Annotated in this window: 18 protein-coding genes; 13 read left to right on the top strand and 5 right to left on the bottom strand. The window is 73.9% G+C overall.

What is annotated here, in order from left to right:
* The first annotated feature begins 30 nt into the window (after positions 1 to 30).
* The 6 genes from AC07GB_RS13280 (at position 31) to AC07GB_RS13255 (ending at position 6979) form a co-directional block, all read left to right on the top strand.
* A complete protein-coding gene (locus tag AC07GB_RS13280; RefSeq protein WP_478844656.1) occupies positions 31 to 681 on the top strand; it encodes a chorismate mutase in 651 nt (216 codons plus the stop codon).
* 132 nt (positions 682 to 813) lie between these two features.
* On the top strand, positions 814 to 1176 hold the full coding sequence (locus AC07GB_RS13275; protein WP_478844654.1) for an effector-associated constant component EACC1: 363 nt from the start codon (positions 814 to 816) through the stop codon (positions 1174 to 1176).
* Positions 1173 to 3863, top strand: a complete 2691-nt coding sequence (locus AC07GB_RS13270) for a caspase, EACC1-associated type (RefSeq protein ID WP_478844652.1) — start codon at positions 1173 to 1175, stop codon at positions 3861 to 3863. Before AC07GB_RS13275 ends, AC07GB_RS13270 begins: the two co-directional genes overlap by 4 nt.
* Positions 3864 to 3933: 70 nt before the next feature.
* Entirely contained in the window at positions 3934 to 5205 is a 1272-nt protein-coding gene (locus AC07GB_RS13265) for an epoxide hydrolase family protein (protein WP_478844650.1), read from the top strand.
* Between the two features lie 94 nt (positions 5206 to 5299).
* Complete coding sequence (locus AC07GB_RS13260; protein ID WP_478844648.1) at positions 5300 to 5971, top strand: HEAT repeat domain-containing protein; 672 nt, start codon at positions 5300 to 5302, stop codon at positions 5969 to 5971.
* A gap of 3 nt (positions 5972 to 5974) precedes the next feature.
* Positions 5975 to 6979 (top strand): HEAT repeat domain-containing protein, encoded by a 1005-nt coding sequence (locus AC07GB_RS13255; protein WP_478844646.1) that lies wholly within the window; start codon positions 5975 to 5977, stop codon positions 6977 to 6979.
* Positions 6980 to 7036: 57 nt separating this feature from the next.
* Here the strand turns inward: AC07GB_RS13255 and AC07GB_RS13250 are convergent, their stop codons facing one another.
* A complete protein-coding gene (locus tag AC07GB_RS13250) occupies positions 7037 to 8644 on the bottom strand; it encodes an acyl-CoA synthetase (RefSeq protein ID WP_478844644.1) in 1608 nt (535 codons plus the stop codon).
* Positions 8645 to 8815: 171 nt separating this feature from the next.
* On the opposite strand from AC07GB_RS13250, the gene AC07GB_RS13245 reads away from it, so the two are divergent.
* From AC07GB_RS13245 to AC07GB_RS13225, 5 genes are all read left to right on the top strand, one after another.
* A complete protein-coding gene (locus tag AC07GB_RS13245) occupies positions 8816 to 9625 on the top strand; it encodes a crotonase/enoyl-CoA hydratase family protein (protein WP_478844642.1) in 810 nt (269 codons plus the stop codon).
* Positions 9626 to 9642: 17 nt separating this feature from the next.
* The gene (locus tag AC07GB_RS13240; RefSeq protein WP_478844641.1) at positions 9643 to 10593 is read left to right on the top strand and encodes a Zn-ribbon domain-containing OB-fold protein; all 951 of its coding nucleotides are present in this window, start codon (positions 9643 to 9645) and stop codon (positions 10591 to 10593) included.
* Entirely contained in the window at positions 10590 to 11663 is a 1074-nt protein-coding gene (locus tag AC07GB_RS13235; RefSeq protein ID WP_478844639.1) for a thiolase domain-containing protein, read from the top strand. Before AC07GB_RS13240 ends, AC07GB_RS13235 begins: the two co-directional genes overlap by 4 nt.
* Positions 11656 to 12837, top strand: coding sequence for a thiolase domain-containing protein (locus tag AC07GB_RS13230; protein WP_478844637.1), 1182 nt, complete (start codon positions 11656 to 11658; stop codon positions 12835 to 12837). Before AC07GB_RS13235 ends, AC07GB_RS13230 begins: the two co-directional genes overlap by 8 nt.
* A 103-nt stretch (positions 12838 to 12940) precedes the next feature.
* Positions 12941 to 13186 carry a DUF397 domain-containing protein gene (locus tag AC07GB_RS13225; RefSeq protein ID WP_478844635.1) on the top strand — a complete coding sequence of 82 codons (246 nt, stop codon included), beginning with the start codon at positions 12941 to 12943 and terminating at the stop codon, positions 13184 to 13186.
* Between the two features lie 97 nt (positions 13187 to 13283).
* On the opposite strand, the gene AC07GB_RS13220 is transcribed toward AC07GB_RS13225, so the two are convergent.
* Together AC07GB_RS13220 and AC07GB_RS13215 are read right to left on the bottom strand one after the other, a co-directional pair.
* Positions 13284 to 14609, bottom strand: coding sequence for an aminotransferase class V-fold PLP-dependent enzyme (locus AC07GB_RS13220; protein WP_478844633.1), 1326 nt, complete (start codon positions 14607 to 14609; stop codon positions 13284 to 13286).
* A gap of 163 nt (positions 14610 to 14772) precedes the next feature.
* Positions 14773 to 17007 carry an MMPL family transporter gene (locus AC07GB_RS13215; protein ID WP_478844631.1) on the bottom strand — a complete coding sequence of 745 codons (2235 nt, stop codon included), beginning with the start codon at positions 17005 to 17007 and terminating at the stop codon, positions 14773 to 14775.
* A 239-nt stretch (positions 17008 to 17246) separates the two neighbouring features.
* Between AC07GB_RS13215 and AC07GB_RS13210 the strand changes: the two genes are divergently transcribed.
* Positions 17247 to 17996, top strand: a complete 750-nt coding sequence (locus tag AC07GB_RS13210) for a TetR/AcrR family transcriptional regulator (protein ID WP_478844629.1) — start codon at positions 17247 to 17249, stop codon at positions 17994 to 17996.
* Here AC07GB_RS13210 and AC07GB_RS13205 read toward each other — a convergent pair.
* Positions 17989 to 19098 (bottom strand): M4 family metallopeptidase, encoded by a 1110-nt coding sequence (locus tag AC07GB_RS13205; RefSeq protein WP_478844627.1) that lies wholly within the window; start codon positions 19096 to 19098, stop codon positions 17989 to 17991. The genes AC07GB_RS13210 and AC07GB_RS13205 overlap by 8 nt on opposite strands.
* A gap of 143 nt (positions 19099 to 19241) precedes the next feature.
* Positions 19242 to 20819, bottom strand: coding sequence for an amidohydrolase (locus tag AC07GB_RS13200; RefSeq protein ID WP_478844625.1), 1578 nt, complete (start codon positions 20817 to 20819; stop codon positions 19242 to 19244).
* 88 nt (positions 20820 to 20907) lie between these two features.
* On the opposite strand from AC07GB_RS13200, the gene AC07GB_RS13195 reads away from it, so the two are divergent.
* Positions 20908 to 21558 carry a hypothetical protein gene (locus AC07GB_RS13195; protein ID WP_478844623.1) on the top strand — a complete coding sequence of 217 codons (651 nt, stop codon included), beginning with the start codon at positions 20908 to 20910 and terminating at the stop codon, positions 21556 to 21558.
* Positions 21559 to 21565: the final 7 nt, after the last annotated feature.

The raw sequence follows: 21565 nt of genomic DNA, 5'->3' as shown, positions 1-21565 counted from the left end.
GGTCCGACGAACCGCCTCCAGGGGGCTCCCGTGCACCTCACCACTCCCGCCGTCTTCCGTCTCGTACGTCTGCTGGCCGCCGGCGGCACCGCCGCCGCGCTGGCCCTCGGGGGGAGCGCCGCCGTCGCCGCGCCCGCACCCGCGGCGCGGCCGGCGCACGCCGTCAGCGCGGGCACGCACTCCGGTCCGTACGGTCACCTCCGCGCCCTCGCCGCGCTCTCCGCGGACCGCCTGGCCACCGCCGACCTCGTCGCCGCGGCCAAGTACGGCACGGGCAGCCCCGTCGACGACCCCGCGCGCGAGCAGCAGGTCCTGGACGCCGTGGCGCGCCAGGCGGAGCAGGCGGGGGGAGACCCGGAGGTGACCGTGCGCGTCTTCCGCGACCAGATCGAGGCGAACAAGCTCGTCCAGCGCGCCCTGCACCACAAGTGGGATGCCACCCCGCCGACTGCGCCCGCGCCCGCGCCCACCGAGCGCCCCGACCTCGGCGAGGTCCGCGAGGAGATCAACCGCGTCAACGGCGAACTCGTGCGCGCCCTCGCCGCATCGACGCCCGCGCGCACCGCACCGGCCTGCGCGGGGCTGCTGACAGCGGCCACCGCACACGTACGGCACGAGCGGCGTCTGGACGCGACGCACGCGACAGCGTTGCGCAGAGCGTTGCCGTCCGTGTGCGGATAAGCAAGCGATGGCGCGAAGTCACCCCTGAATGGATGCACGTCGGCATACACCTCCCCCAGCGCGTACGGAAGATGCGACCCTGACGTATCAGCCACTGTGAGGCCGTTGCGAGCCGAGTACGGGAGTGTGTGCATGGGCGAAGTCTGGATCGACGCGGGAGACGCCGCAGGGGCCGGGGCGCTCGCCGGATGGCTGCGGCGCGACCCGGGAATGGCGCGGACAGGGATCGAGGTCGAGGCCGCGGGAGCCACCCCCGGCGCGTCCTCGGGCGCGGACGGCGCGATGGGCGCGGCGGAGATGGTCACCGCCGCCTTCGACAGCACGGTCGGCGTCCTCTCGCTCCTCGTCGCCGTCGCCGCCTGGCGCCGCCCGCGCGGCATCAAACAACCCCTCGTACGGGTCATAGAGGACGACGGGACAGTGGTGGAGGGAACCGCTCAGGAGGTGCTCGACACCGTACGGGCACGCCGCGAGCGGGAGCAGTCCGAAGCATGACCGTGCGCCTGTCGGCCCGCACCTCCTCCCGAGCGGTACTGATCGGGGTACACGCCTACGCGGAGGCGGCCGGGCTCTCCCCCTTACCCGCGGTGCGGCGCAACATCACGGCGCTGCGCGAGGTCCTGTGCGACGAGGTCGGCTGGGGCCTGTCGTCCGCGAGCTGCCGCGTCCTCGGCCCCGAGGCCACCGGTGGTGACGTCATGCGGGCCATCGACGAGGCGGTGCACGCGGCCAGCGACACCCTGTTCGTCTACTACGCCGGGCACGGACTGCTGCACCCGGACCGGCCCACCGAACTCCACCTGGCCCTGCACGACTCCAACGAGCAGCAGATGTGGCGGGCCCTGCCGTACGCCTACATCCGGGACGAGGTGCGCACGGCACACCGGCAGCGACAGCTGAAGTGCGCCGTGGTGCTCGACTGCTGCTTCAGCGGCGCGGCCGTCGAGGGCGGGATGAGCCACCGCGAGACGCTCCTGAAGCAGGCCGCCGACATCGACGGCGTCTGCGTGCTCACCTCGAGCGCCGCCACCGAACTCGCCTACGCGCCGCCCGGCGAAGAGCTGACCGCCTTCACCGGCGCCCTCGTCGACCTGGTGCGGACGGGGGTGCCCGAGGCCGGCCCTGTGCTCGACTTCGGCACCCTCCACGCGCGCCTGCACCAGCGCCTGAGCGCCCGCCAGCACCCCCAGCACCCCCAGCTCGGTACCCACAACTCCGGCGAGCGCATCGCCGTCTTCCGCAATCGCGCCTACGTCGAGCACGCGCGGCCCGAGGAGCACAGGAACGTGGCGGCGCCCCAGCCGCCGCCGGCGGAGCGGCTGTTCGGCCGCGACCGCGAACTGCGCGAACTCGCCGAGGCCGCGGCCAAGGGGCCCGGCGTCCTCGTCATCCACGGGCCGCCGGGCGTGGGCAAGTCGGCCCTGGCCGCCGCGCTGCACCAGCGGCTCACCGGCCGCCGCCAGGGCCACCCCGAGGTGGGGTTCCCCGTCGTCCTCCTGGACGACGTCACGGACGTCGCCGAGGTGGCAAGGACCGCCGGGTCCTCGGCCGACGCGCTCGTCGTGGTCACGAGCCGCGCCTCGCTCACCGAGGCGGGGCCCGACGCCCGCCGCTACCCGCTCGCTCCCCTCGCCCTGGAGCACGCGGTGGAGATGATGCGCCACCTGAGCGGTCTGACCGGACACGACGGCGAACTGGCCGAGATGGCGCGGATGCTGAGCTGCTTCCCGCTCGCCCTGTACCCCGTCGCCGCCCGCCTGCGCCGCACGCCGCCCGACCTCATGCTGGACGCCATGCGCGAGTCGGACCGGCCGCTCCAGCACCTGCGCTGGGACGACGACCGCGTCCGGGCCGCGTACACCATGTCGTACGACGCCCTCGACGAGCGGCAGCGGCACGTCCTGCACGCCTGCGTGAGTCACCCCGGGCCGGACTTCGACCGCCACTCGGCCGCTGCCCTGAGCCGCATGCCGCCCGGCATCTGCGGGCTGATGCTGGAAGAACTCGTCGACGCGGGGCTGCTCCAGCGGAACGACGGACGGTACGCCTTCCACACCCTGTACCGCAGCTACTCGCACACCAGCGCCGAGGAACAGGCCCTGTGCCGCACCTGGCTCTACCTGCACCTCAGACGGCGGCTGAAGGCCACCCGCGAGGGCGGCGCCGACCGGGTCTGGCGACTCGCGGCCCTGCCCGAGCTGCGCGCCGCCGCGCGCGCGGCACGCCGGGACCGCTGGACGGTGGCGACCGAGCTGAGCTGCGAAGTGGCCGACGCCCTGCGCGAGGAACGGTGTCTGGACGAGGCCAGGGACGAGGCCGAGGCCGCCTACCGGTACGCGGCGGGCCGTGCCGACGGCCGGGGCATCGCTCGGGCCCGGGGCTGCCTTGCCCTCCTGGGTGGCGAGCTGGGCCCCGGCGACCCGCGGCAGCGCTCCCGTGAACTCGCCACCGTGCGGCAGGCGGTGACGGCCGACATCCGCCGCGCGGCACGGACGGCGCGGCAGGGGACGGAGGGCGCGGCCGACCCGGTCGACCTTGGCCACCAGTTGATGAGCCTCGCCGAACGGGCCCTGGTCGCCGGGCTCGTCGAGGACGCGATGCGGCTCCAGGCCGAGGCCCACACCTGCTTCGAGGACGCGGGCGACGAGAGGCTCCTGGCCGAGTGCCTCGTCGGGCAGGCCGCGCTGCACACCTTCGCCGGGCGGTTCCCGGCCGCCGCGGCGCTGGCCGACCAGGCCGCCGGGCTCCTCGCCGCCCGCGGCGACCAGGAGGGCGCGGCCCACGCGCACGCCTCGGCGGCGGAGGCCCTGCGCAAGGCCGGTGACCTCGCGGCGGCCGCCCAGCACGCCTACGACGCGCTCACCCTGTTCCAGAGCACCGGTGACCCCGCGAGCCTCAACTACGCCTACCGGCTGGCCGCGAAGGTCGAGTGGGCGCGGCAGAACCACCCGCTGGCCCGGCAGCTCCTGGACAAGGCCCGTGCGCTGCCCCGCGACCCGGGCGCCGCCGAGGACGGGCCCTCCACGCAGGCCATCGCCCACCCCTCGCGGGCGTTCCGGGCCGCGCGGCAGCAGGAGGGCACGGACCCCTCGGGCACAGACCCCTCGGGCACGAGCCCTTCGGGCGCGGGCCCCGCCACGGGCCCCGAGGCCGGGCAGGCCGACTGGTGTCCTACGGGGTGACCCCCGGAGGACTCCACCGCGAGCCGGGGCGGAGGTCGTGGGCAGGGCGGGCGGACGTAGCATGCCGCGCATGACGACGACCCCGGCCCCCACCCCGGCCCCGGCCGCGACCTCCGCCCCGGACGGCGAGGCCCTGCGGCCGTTCCGCATCGGCGTGCCCCAGAGCGATCTCGACGATCTGCACGGGCGCCTCGACCGCACCCGATGGCCGGACGAACTGCCGGGGGTGGGCTGGGCCTACGGCATACCGCGCGGCTACCTCCAGGACCTCGTGCGCTACTGGCGGCACGAGTACGACTGGCGGGCCGCCGAGGCGGAGCTGAACCAGTGGCCCCAGTTCACCACCACGATCGACGGCGCGAACGTCCACTTCGCGCACATCAGGTCGCCCGAGCCGGACGCGACCCCGCTGCTCATGACGCACGGCTGGCCCGGCTCGGTCGTCGAGTTCGCCGACGTCATCGGCCCGCTCACCGACCCCCGCGCGCACGGCGCCGCCGACGCGGAGGCCTTCCACCTGGTGCTCCCCAGCATCCCGGGCTTCGGCTTCTCCGGCCCCACGGTGCGGACGGGCTGGGAGTTCAAGCGGGTGGCCGCCGCGTTCGCCGTGCTGATGGAGCGCCTGGGGTACGCGCGCTACGGCGTACAGGGCGGCGACTGGGGCGCTGCCATCTCCAAGGAGCTGGGCCGCGCCTGGCCCGAGAAGGTCACCGGCGTCCACCTGAACCTGCTCCCGAACTCCTTCCAGGCCGCAGAACCCACCCCGGAGGAGCTGGCCCCGCTCGACCCGGCGGAGCGGGCGCGGGCCTTCGCCTCCTGGGCCCGCTTCCAGGCGTGGCGCCGCGACCGCCAGGGGTACGCCGACATCCAGGCCACCCGGCCGCAGACGCTCGCGTACGGCCTGACCGACTCTCCGGTGGGCCAACTCGCCTGGATCGCGGAGAAGTTCAAGGAGTGGACCGACCCCGGGAGCCACCCCGACGACGCGGTCGGCCGCGACCGGCTGCTCACCAACGTCATGCTGTACTGGCTCACCGGCACGGCCGGTTCGTCCGCCCGCCTCTACTACGAGCGCGCCCACGCGGACTACTGGGGCACCCCGCCCGAGCCCTCGGCCACCCCGACCGCGCTCGCCGTCTTCCCGTACGACAACTTCATCCCCCTGCGGCACATCGCGGACCGTACGAACAACATCGTGCGGTGGACGGAGTACGACCGGGGCGGTCACTTCCCCGCACTGGAGCAGCCGGCGCTTCTCGTGGACGACATCCGGAAGTTCTTCCAGGGCCTTCGGGGCGGGCCGGAGGCCGCGGGTGCGGACCGTTCGCCCGCCGCCGGGTGAGGGGCACGCGGCAGATGACCGGCGGGCGTGCGGGGGCCCGTTTGACCTTGACACGGTGACAAGGTCTTCACTGCCTGCCGAGGAGGTGGTCGCGATGACGATCACGAGACAGGACGCGGACGCGCTGCGAGCACTCGAAGGGCTGGAGGACGGCCGGACGTCCGTGCGGCTGCGGGCCGCACTGGCGATCGGCACGAAGCCCGACCCCCGCTTCGTCGACAAGCTCGTCGAGCGCAGCGGGATCGAGCCCGAGTTCTTCGTACGCGACATGCTGACCTGGGCGCTCACTCGCCACCCGGTGCCCTTGACGCTGCCCGCGCTGCTCCGCGAAACCCGTTCGGAGCGTGCGCGGGCCCGGAGCCAGGCGCTGCACACGCTGTCAAAGATCGGGGACCGGCGGGCGTGGCCGGCGGTCGCACGGGCGCTGTTGACCGACGCCGACGACGAGGTGGCGCGGAGCGCCTGGCGGGCCGCGGTCGTCCTGGTGCCGGAAGGAGAGGAGCCCGCGTTGGCCACGGTGCTCGCGACGCAGCTCGGGCGCGGCGGACGGGAGACACGGCTGAGCCTCAGCCGGGCCCTGGCCGGCCTCGGCGACGTGAGCGCTCCGGCGCTGCGTGCCGCGACGGCGGCCGCGGACCCGCGCGTGCGCACGCACGCGCTCGCGACGGAACGGCTGCTGCGGGACCCGGACGCCGGATTCGAGTTCGCGGTCGAGGAGGCGAAGCGCGTCGTGGCCCTAGGCGGGTCCGGCCGGGAGGGACGATGAGGCGTGTTGATCGGTGAGGTGGCGCGGCGCTCCGGGGTCAGTGCCCGCATGCTCAGGCACTACGAGTCGCTCGGCCTGGTGCGCCCCTCGGGGCGTACCAGCTCCGGCTATCGCGAGTACTCCGGGGACGACATCCAGCGGATCTTCCATGTCGAGAGCCTGCGGTCACTGGGGCTTTCGCTGCGGGAGATCGGACGCGCCCTGGACGACCCGGGCTTCACGCCGTCGGGGCTCGTCGACGACCTCATCCGGCAGACGCGCGAACGCATCGCGGCGGAGACCGAGCTGCTCACGCGGCTGCGCCGGATCGGCGCCACGGACCCCGCCGACTGGGAGGGCGTCCTCCAGGCCGTCGCCCTCCTCCAGGCGCTGGGGTCGAAGAGCGCCGCCGTGCGGCAGCGCGCGGCCCTGTCCTCGGCCGACGAGCTGCCGGTGCCCGTGGAGGCGCTGGTCGAGGCGGCCCTGAGCGAGACGGAGCCGAACGTCGCCGGGGCCCTGCGGTGGGCGCTGGCACGCTCCGAAGGCGGCGGCCCGGACCTGCTGGCTGAGGCCCTCGGCGCCCCGGCGGCCGCGGTGCGCGAACGTGCCGTCCAGTGCCTGGCGGAGATCCCCGGTGACGAGGCCACGGCGCGGCTGCGGGACGCCCTCGCGCATCCCGACCTCGTGGTCCGCGGCCATGCGGCCCTGGCGCTCGGCGCCCGGGGGGTGGCTGACGCTGTCCCGGTACTGATCGACATGATCGTGGAGGGACGGCACGACATCGACGCGGCCGACGCGCTGAGCGTGCTCGCGAGCGACACCGCGGCGGCGGACCGGATCGCGCGCGGGCTCGTCGACCGCCTCGCGCACGGGGCCGCCGAAGCGCCTGTGCGCGGGCGCCTTGCCCAGGCGCTGGCGGGCGTCCCGGGGGCGACGGCCGCGGGCGCCCTCGCGGAGCTGTCGCAGGACCGGGACCGTGCCGTCGCGCTGACCGCGGCGTACCTGCTTGAGCTGCGCGACGCACGGTGACGGCTCGCTCCCACGGCGCCCGAGCAGAAGGGCCGCACCAGCCTGACGACGCCCGGGTCAGGCCTGGGCCGCCACCTTGCGGGCCCACCGGTAGTCCGCCTTGCCGCTGGGCGAGCGCTGGATGTGGTCCGTGAACACCGCGGAGCGCGGGATCTTGTAGCCGGCGAGGCGGCTGCGGCAGTGGGTCTGGAGGTCCGGGAGGCCGAGGGGCGCGGCCTCGGGGCGGAGCTGGACGACGGCCGCGACCCGGGTGCCCCAGCGCTCGTCCGGGACCCCGGCGACCAGGGCGTCGTACACGTCGGGATGGGACTTGAGGGCCTGCTCGACCTCTTCGGGGTAGACCTTCTCACCGCCCGTGTTGATGCACTGCGAGCCGCGCCCGAGGACCGTCACGATGCCCTCGGCGTCGACCGTGGCCATGTCGCCGAGCAGGACCCAGCGCTCGTCGCCGCGCTGGAAGAACGTCTCGGCGGTTTTCACGGGGTCGTTGTAGTAGCCGAGCGGTACGTGGCCACGCTGGGCGATGCGGCCGGGCTCGCCGACCGCGACGGGCTCGTGCGTCACCAGGTCCACCACCTGCGTACGGGAGTTGACCTGGATGCGGAAGCCGCGTTCGGGGCCCGCGTCGGCCGTGGCCGTGCCGTTGAAGCCGGACTCGGACGAGCCGAAGTTGTTGAGGAGCATGACGTTCGGGGCGAGCGCGGTGAACTGGGCGCGGACCGTGTCGGACATGATCGCGCCGGAGGAGGAGACGCTGAACAGGGAGGAGAGGTCCGTGCCCGCGCAGGGGCCGGTCAACGCGTCGATCAGGGGGCGCAGCATCGCGTCGCCCACCAGGGAGACGCTGGTGACCCGCTCGCGCTCGATGGTGCGCAGCACCTCATCGGGGGCGAACCTGCGGTGGATGACCAGGCGTTGGCCGAAGTGGAAGCAGATGAAGGCGGTCAGCGTCGAGGTGCCGTGCATGAGGGGAGGCGTCGGGAAGAACGTCAGGCCGTCGCCACCAGCCGCCACGCGCTCGGCGACCTCCTCGGGCCGGGTGACCGGCTCGCCCGTGGGCGCCCCGCCGCCGAGCCCGGAGAAGAACAGGTCCTCCTGGCGCCACATCACGCCCTTGGGCATGCCGGTCGTGCCGCCGGTGTAGATGATGAAGAGGTCGTCCGCCGAGCGCGGCGCGAAGCCCCGCCCGGGCGAGCCGGACGCCTCCGCCTCGGCGAAGGGCACGGCCCGCGGCCCGTCCGCGGCGGCCTCGCCGACCCGGATCAGATGCCGCAGCCCGGGCGCGCGGGGGAGCGCCGCCGCCACCCGCCCGGCGAACTCGGCGTCGAAGACGAGCGCCGCCAGGTCCGCGTCCCGGTACAGGTAGGCCAACTCCTCCTCGACATAGCGGTAGTTGACGTTGACCGGGACCAGGCGGGCCTTGAGGCACGCGAGGACCGTCTGGAGGTACTCGACGCCGTTGTACAGGTGCAGCCCGAGGTGTTCGCCGGGCCTCATGCCGCTGTCGAGCAGATGGTGGGCGATGCGGTTGGCCGCCGCGTCGAGGGCCGCGTACGTCAGGCGGCGTTCTGCCCCGGTGCCGGGGTGGTCCAGATGCACGAGCGCCTCACGGTCCGGCACCGCGTCGACGACTGACTCGAACAGGTCGGCAAGGTTGTACTCCACCGCTCCTCCTGACCCCGACGCCGTGTCGTGCCGTGTGGCGGTCATCACAGCAGAGGCGCCCGGAAGGCGGAAGGGGCCGCGCGGAATAAATCTGACTGGGTGTCAGAATGCTATTGAACTGGCACCTCCCCTCCTGCAACCTGTTCCAGGTCTGATGACGGGAGGACGGCCATGGGCGGCACGGAACATCTCTCCGTGCGGCGCGAAGGCGCCACACTGATACTCACGCTGAACCGGCCCGAAGCCAGGAACGCGCTCTCACTGCCGATGCTCGTGGGCCTCCACGACGGCTGGCTCGCCGCCGACGCGGAGGACGGCGTACGGTCGATCGTCCTCACCGGGGCGGGCGGGGCGTTCTGCGCGGGCATGGACCTGAAGGCGCTCGCGGGCAAGGGGATGGACGGCGCCGACGACGCACGGTGCCGCGAGCGCCTCGCGGCCGACCCCGATCTGCACTGGAAGGCGATGCTGCGCCACCACCGGCCGCGCAAACCCGTCCTGGCCGCCGTCGAAGGGCCCTGCGTGGCAGGCGGCACCGAAATCCTCCAGGGCACCGACATCCGCGTCGCGGGGGAGTCCGCGACCTTCGGGCTCTTCGAGGTCAGGCGCGGCCTGTTCCCCATCGGCGGCTCCACGGTGCGCCTCCAGCGGCAGATCCCGCGCACCCACGCACTGGAGATGCTGCTCACCGGCCGCCCCTACACCGCGCGCGAGGCCGCCGACGTGGGCCTCATCGGCCACGTCGTGCCGGACGGCACCGCCCTGGAGCGGGCCCTCGCCATCGCCGAGCGGATCAACGCCTGCGGCCCCCTCGCCGTGGAGGCCGTCAAGGCCTCCGTGTACGAGACCGCTGACCTGAGCGAGGCCGAAGGGCTCGCCGCCGAACTCAAGCGCGGCTGGCCCGTCTTCGACACCGCCGACGCCCGGGAAGGAGCCCGTGCCTTCGCCGAGAAGCGTCCGCCCGTCTACCGGCGGGCCTGACCCGAGGAGCCAGCGACATGCCCGACGTGCTCAGCGCCCCCTTGGTCGTGGAGTTCCCCTTCGCCCGCTCCCTCGGCCCCGTCCAGTCCGCCTTCCTCACCGGCCTGCGCGAGCGCACCGTGCTCGGCGTGCGGACCACCGCGGGCCGGGTGCTCGTCCCGCCCGTCGAGTACGACCCCGAGACCGCCGAGGAGATACGGGACCTCGTCGAGGTCGCGCCCACCGGCACCGTCACCACCTGGGCCTGGAACCCCGCGCCCCGGCGCGGCCAGCCCCTGGACACGCCCTTCGCCTGGGTCCTCGTCCGCCTCGACGGGGCCGACACCGCGCTCCTGCACGCCCTGGACGCACCGGGCCCCGACGCCGTCCGCACCGGCCTGCGCGTCCGCGTCCGCTGGGCCGCCGAACGCACCGGAGCCATCACGGACATCGCCTGCTTCGAACCGTACGAAAGCGAGCCGACGGACCGTCAAGCAGTCGCGCACAGCGGTGAGTTCACGGGCGAGGCCGTCACCGGGATCGTCGCCCCCGCCCGCCTCGACTACACCTACACCCCGGGCCGGGCGCAGACCGGCTACCTGGCGGCCCTCGCCGAGCGCCGCGCCGTCGGCGAGCGCTGCCCGCGCTGCCGCAAGGTGTACGTGCCGCCGCGCGGAGCCTGCCCCACCTGCGGGGTCGCCACCACCGAGCAGGTGGAGGTCGGACCGCGCGGCACCGTGACCACCTTCTGCGTGGTGAACATCAAGGCGAAGAACCTCGATATCGAGGTGCCCTATGTCTACGCGCACATCGCCCTGGACGGCGCCGACCTCGCCCTGCACGGGCGCATCGGCGGCATCCCGTACGACCAGGTCCGCATGGGCCTTCGCGTCGAACCGGTGTGGACCGACGACGGGCGCCACCCCGACCACTACCGGCCGACCGGCGAGCCCGACGCCGACTACGAGACGTACAAGGAGCTGCTGTGACAGGGGAGTTCACCGGCGCGGCCCGGGACGTGGCGATCGTCGCCTGCGCGCAGAGCGACCACCGGCGCCGCACCGACGAGCTGTCCGAGGTGGAGATGCTCATGCCGGTCCTGCACCAGGTCCTGGAGCGGACCGGCCTGACCACCGCCGACATCGGCTTCACCTGCTCCGGCTCCAGCGACTACCTCGCGGGCAGGGCCTTCTCCTTCACCATGGCGCTCGACGGCGTGGGCGCCTGGCCGCCGATCTCCGAGTCGCACGTCGAGATGGACGGCGCCTGGGCCCTGTACGAGGCCTGGGTGAAGCTCCTGACCGGCGAGGCGGACACCGCGCTCGTCTACGCCTACGGCAAGTCGTCGCCCGGATCCGTACGGGACGTGCTCACCCGCCAGCTCGACCCCTACTACGTGGCCCCGCTGTGGCCCGACTCCGTCGCCCTCGCCGCCCTCCAGGCCCAGGCCCTCATCGACGCGGGCCACACCGACGAGCCGGCGCTCGCCGCCGTCGCCGCGCGCAGCCGGGACGCGGCCGCCGGCAACGCCCACGCGCAGCTCGTGGGCGCGCGCCCGCAGGGGGAGTACGTCGTACGGCCGCTGCGCACCGGTGACTGCCCGCCCATCGGCGACGGCGCCGTCGCCGTGGTCCTCGCGGCCGGGGACCGCGCCCGCGCGCTGTGTGAGCGCCCCGCCTGGATCCGCGGCATGGACCACCGCGCCGAGGCCCACTCCCTCGGCGTCCGCGACCTCACCGACTCGCCCTCCACGCGCCTGGCCGCCGAGCGCGCCGGAGCCTTCACCCGCCCCGTCGACACCGCCGAGCTGCACGCGCCCTTCACCTCCCAGGAAGTCGTGCTGCGCAGGGCACTCCGGCTCGACGACGGCGTCCTCGTCAACCCCTCGGGCGGCGCGCTCGCCGCCCACCCCGTCATGGCCGCCGGGCTCGTCCGCGTCGCCGAGGCGGCCGACCGCGTCCACCGCGGCGCGTCAGACCGCGCCCTCGCCCACGCCACCTCCGGCCCCTGCCTCCAGCAGAACCTGGTCGCCGTCCTGGAAGGGGAGCCCCGTGCCTGAAGCCGCCACAGCCAAGGAGTGCGTCGCGGTCGTCGGGATCGGCCAGACCAAGCACGTCGCCGCCCGCCGCGACGTGTCCATCGCCGGGCTCGTCCGCGAGGCCGCCCGCCGCGCGCTCGACGACGCGGAGCTGGACTGGGCCGACATCGACGCCGTCGTCATCGGCAAGGCGCCCGACTTCTTCGAGGGCGTCATGATGCCCGAGCTGTACCTCGCCGACGCGCTCGGCGCGGTCGGCAAGCCCCTGCTGCGCGTACACACCGCGGGCTCCGTCGGCGGCTCCACCGCGCTCGTCGCCACGAACCTCGTCGCGAGCCGCGTCCAGCGCACCGTGCTGACCCTGGCCTTCGAGAAGCAGTCGGAGTCCAACGCCATGTGGGGGCTCTCCCTGCCCATCCCCTTCCAACAGCCGCTGCTCGCGGGCGCGGGCGGCTTCTTCGCCCCGCACGTACGCGCGTACATGCGGCGCAGCGGCGCCCCCGACGCCGTCGGCTCCCTGGTCGCGTACAAGGACCGGCGCAACGCCCTGAAGAACCCCTACGCACACCTGCACGAACACGACATCACCCTGGAGAAGGTCCAGTCGTCGCCCATGCTGTGGGACCCCATCCGCTACTCCGAGACCTGCCCGTCGTCCGACGGCGCCTGCGCCATGGTGCTCACCGACCGCGCCGGTGCCGCCCGCGCGCCGCGGCCGCCCGCCTGGGTGCACGGCGGCGCGATGCGCAGCGAGCCCACGATGTTCGCGGGCAAGGACTTCGTGTCCCCGCGCGCGGGGAAGGACTGCGCGGCCGACGTCTACCGGCAGGCGGGCATCGGCGATCCGCGCCGCCAGATCGACGCCGTCGAGATGTACGTGCCGTTCTCCTGGTACGAGCCGATGTGGCTGGAGAACCTCGGCTTCGCCGACGAGGGCGAGGGCTGGAAGCTCACCGAGTCCGGCGTGACGGAACTGGACGGTGACCTCCCGGTGAACATGTCGGGCGGCGTCCTGTCGACGAACCCCATCGGCGCGTCCGGCATGATCCGCTTCGCCGAGGCCGCGCTCCAGGTGCGCGGACAGGCCGGGGAGCACCAAGTCGACGGCGCGCGCAGGGCACTTGGGCACGCCTACGGCGGCGGCGCGCAGTTCTTCTCGATGTGGCTCGTCGGGGCCGAACCTCCCACGACCTGATGCGCCCCCTCCCGCCCCACCGCCGACCTCACGTCGCGGCCTGTCCGGCACAGGGGCGGAAAGCTAGGCTGGCGGCGGACGACGCACTGGGAGGAGCACGGACGTGGCCGACAGCACCACCACTCAGCAGCATCCGCTCGCGGGCTGGGAGAAGCCGGACCTGGACCTCAGCGCCGCCGAATGGCGGTCGAGCAGCGAAGGCCGCGGGGACGTGCAGATCGCCTTCGTCGAGGGCTTCATCGCGATGCGCAACAGCGGGCGCCCGGAAAGCCCTTCGCTGATCTTCACGCCCGCGGAGTGGGGGGCCTTCGTGCACGGCGCCCGGGAGGGGCGCTTCGACCTGACGTGACACGTGGCCGGCCGCCTTCCGGCTGGCCACGTGTCCGTCGCGTCGGTGCGCGCGCCCGGTCGCGACGGCGGTGAGCCGCACCCGCGGCCCTCGCCCGTCAGCCCGCGATGTCGCGCACCACGCGCAGCGCGACGTCCACGTCCCGCGCGGAGTTCATGACGCCCGTGCCGATCCGCGCGTACCCCAGACTGTCGTGGTAGAGCGAGGAGAGCCGGACCTTGCGCTCGGTAGCCAGCTCGACCACGGCGGAGCCGGCGAGGTCCCGCACGCTGAAGCAGGTGATGCCCGCGGACATCCCGGGCGCGGCGGGCGTGTGCACCCGTACGCCCGGGATGCGGGCGAGGCCCCGCTTGGCCCGGGTGGACAGCTCCGTGATCCGCCCGGCGACCCGGGAGCGGCCCAGGGCCTGGTGGAACGCGACCGACACCGGCAGGGCGAAGGCGTGCTCGTACGCGAGGAATCCTCCCGGTGACAGCGGCGCGGCGCCTTCCTCCCCCATGAAGCTCGCGAATGTCGGACGCACCTGCGCCAGCGCGTGCGGAGCCAGCCACACCAGGGCGGTGCCACGCGGCCCGAACAGCCACTTGTGCGTCCCCGCGACGACCACGTCGGCCCCCAGGCGCGCGGCGTCGGCGTCCACCGCGGCCAGGCCGTGCACCCCGTCGACCACCAGCAGACAGCGATCGGCTTCCCCGCGCCCCCGGTTGGCCTCCCGGACCACGCGCGCGATGGCCTCGACCGGCATCCGCACCCCGGTCCTGGACTGCACCCAAGTGACGCCGAGGACCCGGGTCGTGGGGCGCAGCTGCCTGCGGACCGCGTCCACCACCTCCTCCGCGGTGGCCTCCGCGGAGTCGGCGAACCACGAGGCTAGGCGCACCCGCGCCCCGTGCTTCTCCGCCGCGAGGCGCGCCGCGGACCGGTGCACGGAGTGGTCGTCCTCGCTGAGGAGGAACTCCTGGCCGGGGCGCGTGAGTACGCCGTTGTACACGAGCCCCAGGCCGACGGTGGTGCTCGTGGTGAGCGCGACGTGGCCGGGCTCGCCGCCCAGGTACGCGGCGAGGGAACCCCGTACGCGCTCCCAGCCCGTCGGCCCGTCGGGCAGCGACAGCTTCGTCGGCGCCAGCATCGGGTCGGCGTCGAGCTGCCGGGCCAGATGGTCCACGGCCGCCCGTACCGCACGCGGCTGGGAGGCCAAGTAGAACGTCGACAGATGGATCCAGTTCGGATCGAGGCGGAACTGCCCGCGCACCGCCCCCCAGTCCGGCCGCCCGTCCGGCCCGAGGATCCGCCCGCCGCCCGCCCCGGCGACCTCGGCGCCCGCGGCGTCCGCGGTGTCCTCGATTGCCGCGGCGACCCCACCGCCCCACGCCGCCACCGCCACGGATCCGACCGCACCCGCCAGCACACTCCGCCTCTGCATTCTGGTACCTCCAGACCTCGGGACCCAGCCACGGACAAGGATCTCGTGGGACACGCCGTCGCGAGGGACGAATCGGCCGCGACGGTGCGGCGGGGGCGCCGCGCACAGGGGCGTGCCCGCCTCCGGGTCGAGGGAGGCGGGCACGCGGGGGGAGGAGGAGTGGTCAGGGCACCGGCGTGTTCTCGGTCTCCACGTGGGGCGACTTCGCCATCGCGGCCGCGGGCGCGGGGCCGCCCTCGCTGAGGCCGAAGCGGGCGTGGAAGGCGCGCAGGAAGCCGGGCGCGTACCAGGCCGAGCGGCCGAGCAGGCGCATCGCGGCGGGGACGAGGACGCCGCGGACGGCGATGGCGTCGATGAGGATGGCGAGCCCGCTGCCCAGGCCGAACAGCTGCATGAAGCTGATCTCGGCCGTGCCGAAGGCGAAGAAGCTCACCGCGAGCAGGACGGCCGCCGCGCTGACGATGCGGCCCGTGTGCCCGAGACCGTCGGCCACGGCGGACTCGTTGTCCTCACCGAGGTCGTGCAGCTCCTTGATGCGGCTGGTGACGAACACCTCGTAGTCCATCGAGAGGCCGAAGGCGACGCAGAACATCAGCACCGTCATCGACGTCTCCATCGGCTGCGGGGTGAAGCCCAGCAGACCGGAGAGGTTGCCGTCCTGGAAGATCCAGGTCATGACGCCGATGGTCGCCCCCAGGCTGATCATGTTGAGGACCAGCGCGCGCAGGGGCTGCACGACGCTGCCGGTGAACAGGAACAGCAGCAGGAACGTGGTGACGGCGATGAGGCCGACGGCGAGCGGGAGCCTGCCGCCGATGGAGTCGTTGGAGTCGACAAGGTCGGCGTCGGCCCCGCCCACCAGCGGGTGCGTCCCGGCGGGCGCGGCGGCCGTCCTGACGCCCTCCACCAGGTCCTTGGCCTCGTCCGACTTGGGTGTCAGGGAGCTGACCACGTTGAGCTGCTGCGCGCCGGGGCGGCCGAGCGCCGCGTTGCCGGGGCCGGTCGCCTCGGACCTGCCGTCGCTGTAGACCCCCGTGCTGGCCTCGACGCGGGCGACGCCCTCAAGGGCGGACAGCGCGGTCGCGTACGACTCCAACGGCCCCTTCTCCACAGGCTTGTCGATGACGACGCGCAGGGCCGCGGCGTCGTTGCCGTCGAAGTTCTCCCGCAGCGCCGTCGCGACCTGGCGGCTCTTGGCGTCCTCGGGCAGCACGCGCTCGTCCGCCGTGCCGAAGGTGATGCCGAGGAGCGGGCTCGCCGCCGCCATGAGCACCGCGAGCACGGGCAGCGCGGTCAGCGCGGGCCGCCGCATGACGGTACGGGCGAGGCGTCCCCACGCGGAGGTCCCCGACGGCACGCGATCCGGCTTCGCCCACGGCATCCGGCCGCTGTTGACCCGGTGGCCCAGGACGTTGAGCAGCGCAGGCATCACGAAGAGGGTCGCCAGGGCCGCGATGAGGACCACCCCGACCCCGGAGTAGCCGAACGAGCGCAGGAAGTACTGCGGGAACACCATGAGCGCCGCGAGGGCCGCCGCCACGGTCGCGGCGGAGAACGCGACCGTTCGGCCCGCGGTGCTCATGGTCTTCCGGACGGCGTCCTCCACGCTCGCCCCCGCCGCGAGCTGCTCCCGGAACCGGCTGATCATCAACAGGGCGTAGTCGACGCCGAGTCCGAGGCCGAGAGCCGTGGTGAGGTTGATCGCGAAGACGGACACGTCGGTGACGCTGCCGACGACGTACAGCTCCGCGAACACCCCCACGATGGCGATGAGCGCGATGGCCAGGGGCAGCAGGGCGGAGACGGCCGTGCCGAAGACGACCAGGAGCAGCAGGAGGATCAGCGGCACCGCGATGGTCTCGGCCAGGACGAGGTCCTCCCCGGTCTGCGGACCCATCTCGTAGCTCACGCCGGCGCTGCCTCCGGCCTGGACCGTGAACGTGTCCTCGTACGTCCCGGCGTACTCGTCGATGACGCCCTTGGCGTTCTCCTGCCGCTCCGCGTCGTGGCCCTTCACGCGGGCGAGCACGAGGGCCTCGCGGCCGTCCTCGGAGCGCAGGCCGGGGCTGTTGGCGTCCCAGTACGAGACCACGTCGGCGAGGTCCCGTTCCTCCTTGAGGTCGGCCACCAGGGCCCGGCCCGCGCGCTTGGCGGCCGGGGTGTCGACACGGCCGTCGGCGGCGCGGACCAGCAGCACCAGGTTGGTCTCCCCGCCGAACCTCTCGTCGATGACGTCCCTGGCCCGGGAGGACTGGGAGGCCGGGTCGTCGAAACCGCCGCTCAGCAGCTTCCCGAACGCACCGGCGCCCAGGGCGCCCATGAGGGCCACCACCACAGTGGCGACGATGAGGACCAGCCGGGACCGACGGATCGCCAGCTCGGCTATGCGTTCGAACACGCGCTCTCTCCTTTGCGTTCCTGCGGTGAAAGCGACGTGGAGCAGCCCGAGTTGACAGGGGGTTCCAGCGCGGTGCTCCCGGCCGGGGCCTCGCCCCGTCGGCAGCAGGTGCGGTGGTCGCACTCTTCGTCGCCGCAGGACGAAGGTATTGAGCGGAAAGAAGATTTGGCAGTGTTAGATTTTCCGAGCAGTGCAAAAATCTCGTGACACCGTCAGGCTCGTTGTCGTACGGTCGCCGTATGACCGCAACGGACGAACTCGCCACGGCCCGGCCCACCTTGCGCGAGCGGCGGCGCGCCGCCGCCACCCGGGAGATCCTGGAGGCCGCCGAGTCGCACCTCCGGGAACAGGGCCCCGCGGCCCTGTCCCTGCGAGCCGTCGCCCGCAGCCTCGGCATGACGGTGCAGGCGCTCTACCACTACTTCCCGAGCCGGGACGACCTCGTCACCGCGCTCATCGCCAAGACGTACGACGACTTGGCCGCCGCCATGCAGGACGGCCTCGACGCGGCGACCGACGAGCCGGACCGGCGGCGCCTGCTGCCCGTGGCCGAGGCCTACCGCCAGTGGGCCGTCGACCACCCCGAGCGCTTCCAGCTCCTGTACGGGACGCCGCTGCGGTACTACACGGCGCCTCCCGAGGGCCCCACCACACAGGCCGTGCGCCGCATGGGCGCGATGTTCGAGCGCGAGCTGTTCGGCGGGTTCGCCACGGAGCAGCTCGCCGCGGCCGACGTGCCGCAGCTCTCACCCGCGCTCCGCGCGTATCTGGAGCGGCTGCCCGCGGACGGCCTGGGCACGCTGCCGCCGCCCGCGGTCGCGCTGCTCATGAGCGCGTGGGGGCACCTGCACGGCCTGGTCGTCCTGGAGGTGTTCGGGCACACCTCGTTCCTCGGGGACCACCAGGCCGAGATCTTCCGTCTGGCGATGCGGAACCTGATCGAGGACCTGCACCGCCGGATCCCGGCCGCGGCCGGAAGCGTCACGTGACGTTGACGGCGGCCCAGGCGGCGCCCACCGCGCGGTGTTCGGCGCTGTCCGTCCCGTACAGGGCGGCGGCCGCCGCGAGGGTGGCCGAGCGCGCGGAGCGGTAGGCAGTGGTGGACGTCATGTACTGGGTGAGCGCGCGGTACCAGATGCGCTCCGCCGCGGCCCTGCCGACGCCGGTGACGGGCTTGCCGTCGTACGTCGGGCTGTCGTAGGTGACCCCGTTGACGACCTTTCTGCCGCTGCCCTCGGCGAGCAGGTAGAAGAAGTGGGCGGCGGGGCCCGCGGAGTGGATGGACGCGAGCTGGCCGATGCCCGCGTACCAGTGGTCCTTGGACTGGCCGTCCCGTGAGGGGCGGTCCATGTGGCGCAGGGCGGTCTCGCCGGTGATGTCGACGCGCTCGCCGAAGAGGTAGTCGCCGGGGTCGGCCGGGTTGGCCGCGCGGAACTCCACGGCGGCCGCGACCATGTCGCTCGTCGCCTCGTTGAGGCCTCCCGGCTCGCCGGAGAAGCCGAGGCCCGCGGTGGCCGCGGTGACACCGTGGGTCATCTCGTGCGCGCCGACCTCGATGCGGACCACCGGCCTCGCGGGGTTCGACGTGCCGTCGCCGTACGTCACGCAGTTGGAGGCGGATTCGTAGAACGCGTTGAGGTGGTCGCGGCCGTAGTGGACGCGGCTGCACCCGCCCTTGCCGTCGCCGCGCACCCCCTTGCGGCCGTGGACCTCCAGCAAGTAGTCCCAGAACACCGCGTGGATGTAGTGCGCCGCCACGGCGTCGGCCTGACGGCCGCCCTCGCACCAGGTGTTGTCGTCATCGGTCACGACGGCGCCTGTGCCGGTGCCGTTCTGCATGTCGTACGTCTTGTGGCTGCCCCGCTTGGGATCGTCGAGTTCGTAGCGGCCGGTGCTCGGGTTGTACGTGGTGTCCAGCGGCACCCGGCCCACGCTCGTGCCGCAGCCGACTCCGGCCGCGGCACGCTCCCCGTTCGGGCTCGCGCCGGCCAGGCCGCCCTGGACGACCGAGGCCAGGACGACGGCCGTGGCGAGCAGGAGGCGTGCTCCGGGGCGACGGTGGCGGCGGGGGGATGTGCGGGGCGGGGCCATGTCGGCTCCTTCCGGCGGCTGGTGCGCGGGGCGGGTGGGGGAGTGCGCCGGGACGAGCCTGCCAGCACGGCGGCAGCTTGTCAGGACCGCGACAAGCCAGCGTTGTGCGCCGGGCCGTCGCCCCGGAGGTCCGGCCCCCGCGGTCAGGCCGGCGCGCCGTCGAGGCTCTCCTCGCCCTCGACGAACGTACGCACCACCTCGATGTCGCCGATGCGCCCGGGGTCCACCCGCCTCGGGTCGTCGCCGAGGACCACGAGGTCGGCGCGCTTGCCGGGGGAGAGGCTGCCCGCGCTGTCCTCCCAGCGGCAGGCGTACGCCGCGTCGACCGTGTACGCGCGCAGCGCCTCGTCGACGCTCAGCGCCTCCTTGGGGCCGATGAGCCGGCCGGACGCGGAGGCCCGCTCGACCATGAACTGGACGGCACGCAGCGGCGCGCCGTCGGCGACGGGCCGGTCCGAACTGCCCGCGATGCGCACCCCGTGGTCGAGGAAGCCGCGCCCCCGGTACATCCACGGCGCCCGCTCGGGCCCCATGATCGCGGCGTAGTCGTCCCCGAAGTACCGCAGGAAGCTGGGCTGGACGACGGCGATCGCCCCGAGTTCGGCGAAGCGGGCGAGCTGGTCCGGGCGGACGAGCCCGGCGTGTTCGACGCGGTGGCGGGCGTCGGCGCGCGGCTTCGCGCGCCGGGCCGCGGCCAGGGCGTCCAGGGCGAGGTCGACGGCACGGTCACCGATCGCGTGCACCGCGAGCTGCCAGCCCGCCCGGTGGCCCTCGACGATGGTCTCCGTGAGCAGCTCGGGGTCGGCCTGGAGCTGTCCGCGGGACGCGCTGCCCACATAGGGCTCGGTGAGCGCGGCCGTGCGCGCCATCATGCCGCCGTCGGTGAAGACCTTCAGGGCGCCGAGCGAGAGGCGGCCGTCGCCGAACCCCGTGCGCAGGCCGAGGCCGAAGGCGCGCGTCGTGGTGTCCTCGCGCGCGGCCCCGACCGGGCGCAGGGCGTCCGCCGCCACCATGAGCTGGACCCGCAGCGGAAGGCGTCCCGTCTCGTGGGCGAGCTGGAAGGCCGCGCCCTCGATGGGACTGTGCGCGAACAGCGCGCTGCCGATGCCCGCCTCGGCGCAGGCCGTGACGCCCTGGGACCGGCACACGCGGCCGGACTCCGCGACGGCGTCGGCCAGTTCGGCCAGGGTGTGCGGCGGGCGCAGAGCCAGGGCCGCGCCCATGGCGTCCTCCGCGAGGAAGCCGTCCGGGCTCGCCGCGTGCGGCGGCAGCTTGCTGAGGACGGCCGAGTTGACCAGGCAGGCGTGCCCGGAGATGTGCCCCAGGTACACCTTGCGGCCCGCGCTCACCGCGTCCAGGTCGACAGCGGTCAGCGGCCGGTCGAGCGTGCGCTGGTCGTACCCCCCGAAGGTCACCCAGGCGCCCGCGGGCGCCGCCGTCACCGCTTCGGCCACGGCCGCGAGGACGGCGTCGACCCGCCTGCTGGGCGCGACGCTCGGAGCCCGCGCCTTGAGGCCGGCCCACAGGAGGTGGACATGACTGTCGATGAACCCGGGGAGCACCGTCGCGCCGCCGAGGTCCAGGACGCGTCGCGCCGGGAGCCCCGCCACGTCGGAGTCGAGCCCTACGACGCGGCCTCGCCAGATGCCGAGTTCCCGCGCGGTGGGCCGGGCCGGATCCATCGTGAGGACGGTGGCGTTGGTGATCCTGGAGCAAAGCACGAACAGATCCCTTCGGAGGAGTGAATCTTCGTTCCGCGCGAGCTATTGTTAGGTGAGGCTATCCTAAGTATTCACGGTGGTGGGTGGGGTGGACGAGAGACGGGTGGAACGCCGGCGCGCGGCCTGTGGGTGCCGGCTGGAGGCCTGGGCCGATGGTGTGGTCGCGGGCCTCGACGCGCAAGAAGACGTCGAGCGGTCCTTACTCCGTGCCCTGCGGGGCGACCCGAGCCTGCGTGAGGAGACCGCCGTGCGCCGCGCCGACGCGCTGCGCGCCGCCGCGCTCGGCCTCGGCCTCGCCGGGTGTGCCGTGGCGGCGGGCGTGTCCCCGCGCATGCTCCGCACCTGGCAGGAGCAGGACCCCGCGTTCGCCGCCGCCATGACGGCCGCGGCGGGGCTCGCGGAGCAGGAGCGCGAGCGGGCGGCGACGGCAGCCCCCGGGCTCAGCCCGGCCGCCCTGCGCGTGGTCCTCAAGGCCATAAGGGAGGGGTCCGTCCAGTCCGCGGCGGCCGCCCTCGGCGGCTGGTCCGAACAGTCCCTCCTGCGGCTGCGCCGCAAGAGCCCGGAGGTCGCCGCCCTGCTCGCCGCCGCGCGCCGGGCGCGCACCAAGAAGGCGGACCGGCGCGGGCGCCCGCCGTTCGAGCGGGGATATCGACTGGTTCGCGTGGATGAGGGTGATATGGGTGCCCGCGCGCGCACCGGCCGGAGGGACGGCGAGGGCGCCGACGACGGGGCCGCTTGACCCCTGC

It is taken from the genome of Streptomyces sp. NPDC045778, from assembly GCF_056431945.1.
This window is presented reverse-complemented; position numbering and strand designations above follow the sequence as displayed.

Coding starts and splice junctions, on each gene's coding strand:
- AC07GB_RS13275 (WP_478844654.1), top strand. CDS start 814: ATGGGCGAAGTCTGGATCGACGCGGGAGACGCCGCAGGGGCCGGGGCG.
- AC07GB_RS13270 (WP_478844652.1), top strand. CDS start 1,173: ATGACCGTGCGCCTGTCGGCCCGCACCTCCTCCCGAGCGGTACTGATC.
- AC07GB_RS13265 (WP_478844650.1), top strand. CDS start 3,934: ATGACGACGACCCCGGCCCCCACCCCGGCCCCGGCCGCGACCTCCGCC.
- AC07GB_RS13260 (WP_478844648.1), top strand. CDS start 5,300: ATGACGATCACGAGACAGGACGCGGACGCGCTGCGAGCACTCGAAGGG.
- AC07GB_RS13245 (WP_478844642.1), top strand. CDS start 8,816: ATGGGCGGCACGGAACATCTCTCCGTGCGGCGCGAAGGCGCCACACTG.
- AC07GB_RS13240 (WP_478844641.1), top strand. CDS start 9,643: ATGCCCGACGTGCTCAGCGCCCCCTTGGTCGTGGAGTTCCCCTTCGCC.
- AC07GB_RS13220 (WP_478844633.1), bottom strand. CDS start 14,609: ATGCAGAGGCGGAGTGTGCTGGCGGGTGCGGTCGGATCCGTGGCGGTG.
- AC07GB_RS13210 (WP_478844629.1), top strand. CDS start 17,247: ATGACCGCAACGGACGAACTCGCCACGGCCCGGCCCACCTTGCGCGAG.
- AC07GB_RS13205 (WP_478844627.1), bottom strand. CDS start 19,098: ATGGCCCCGCCCCGCACATCCCCCCGCCGCCACCGTCGCCCCGGAGCA.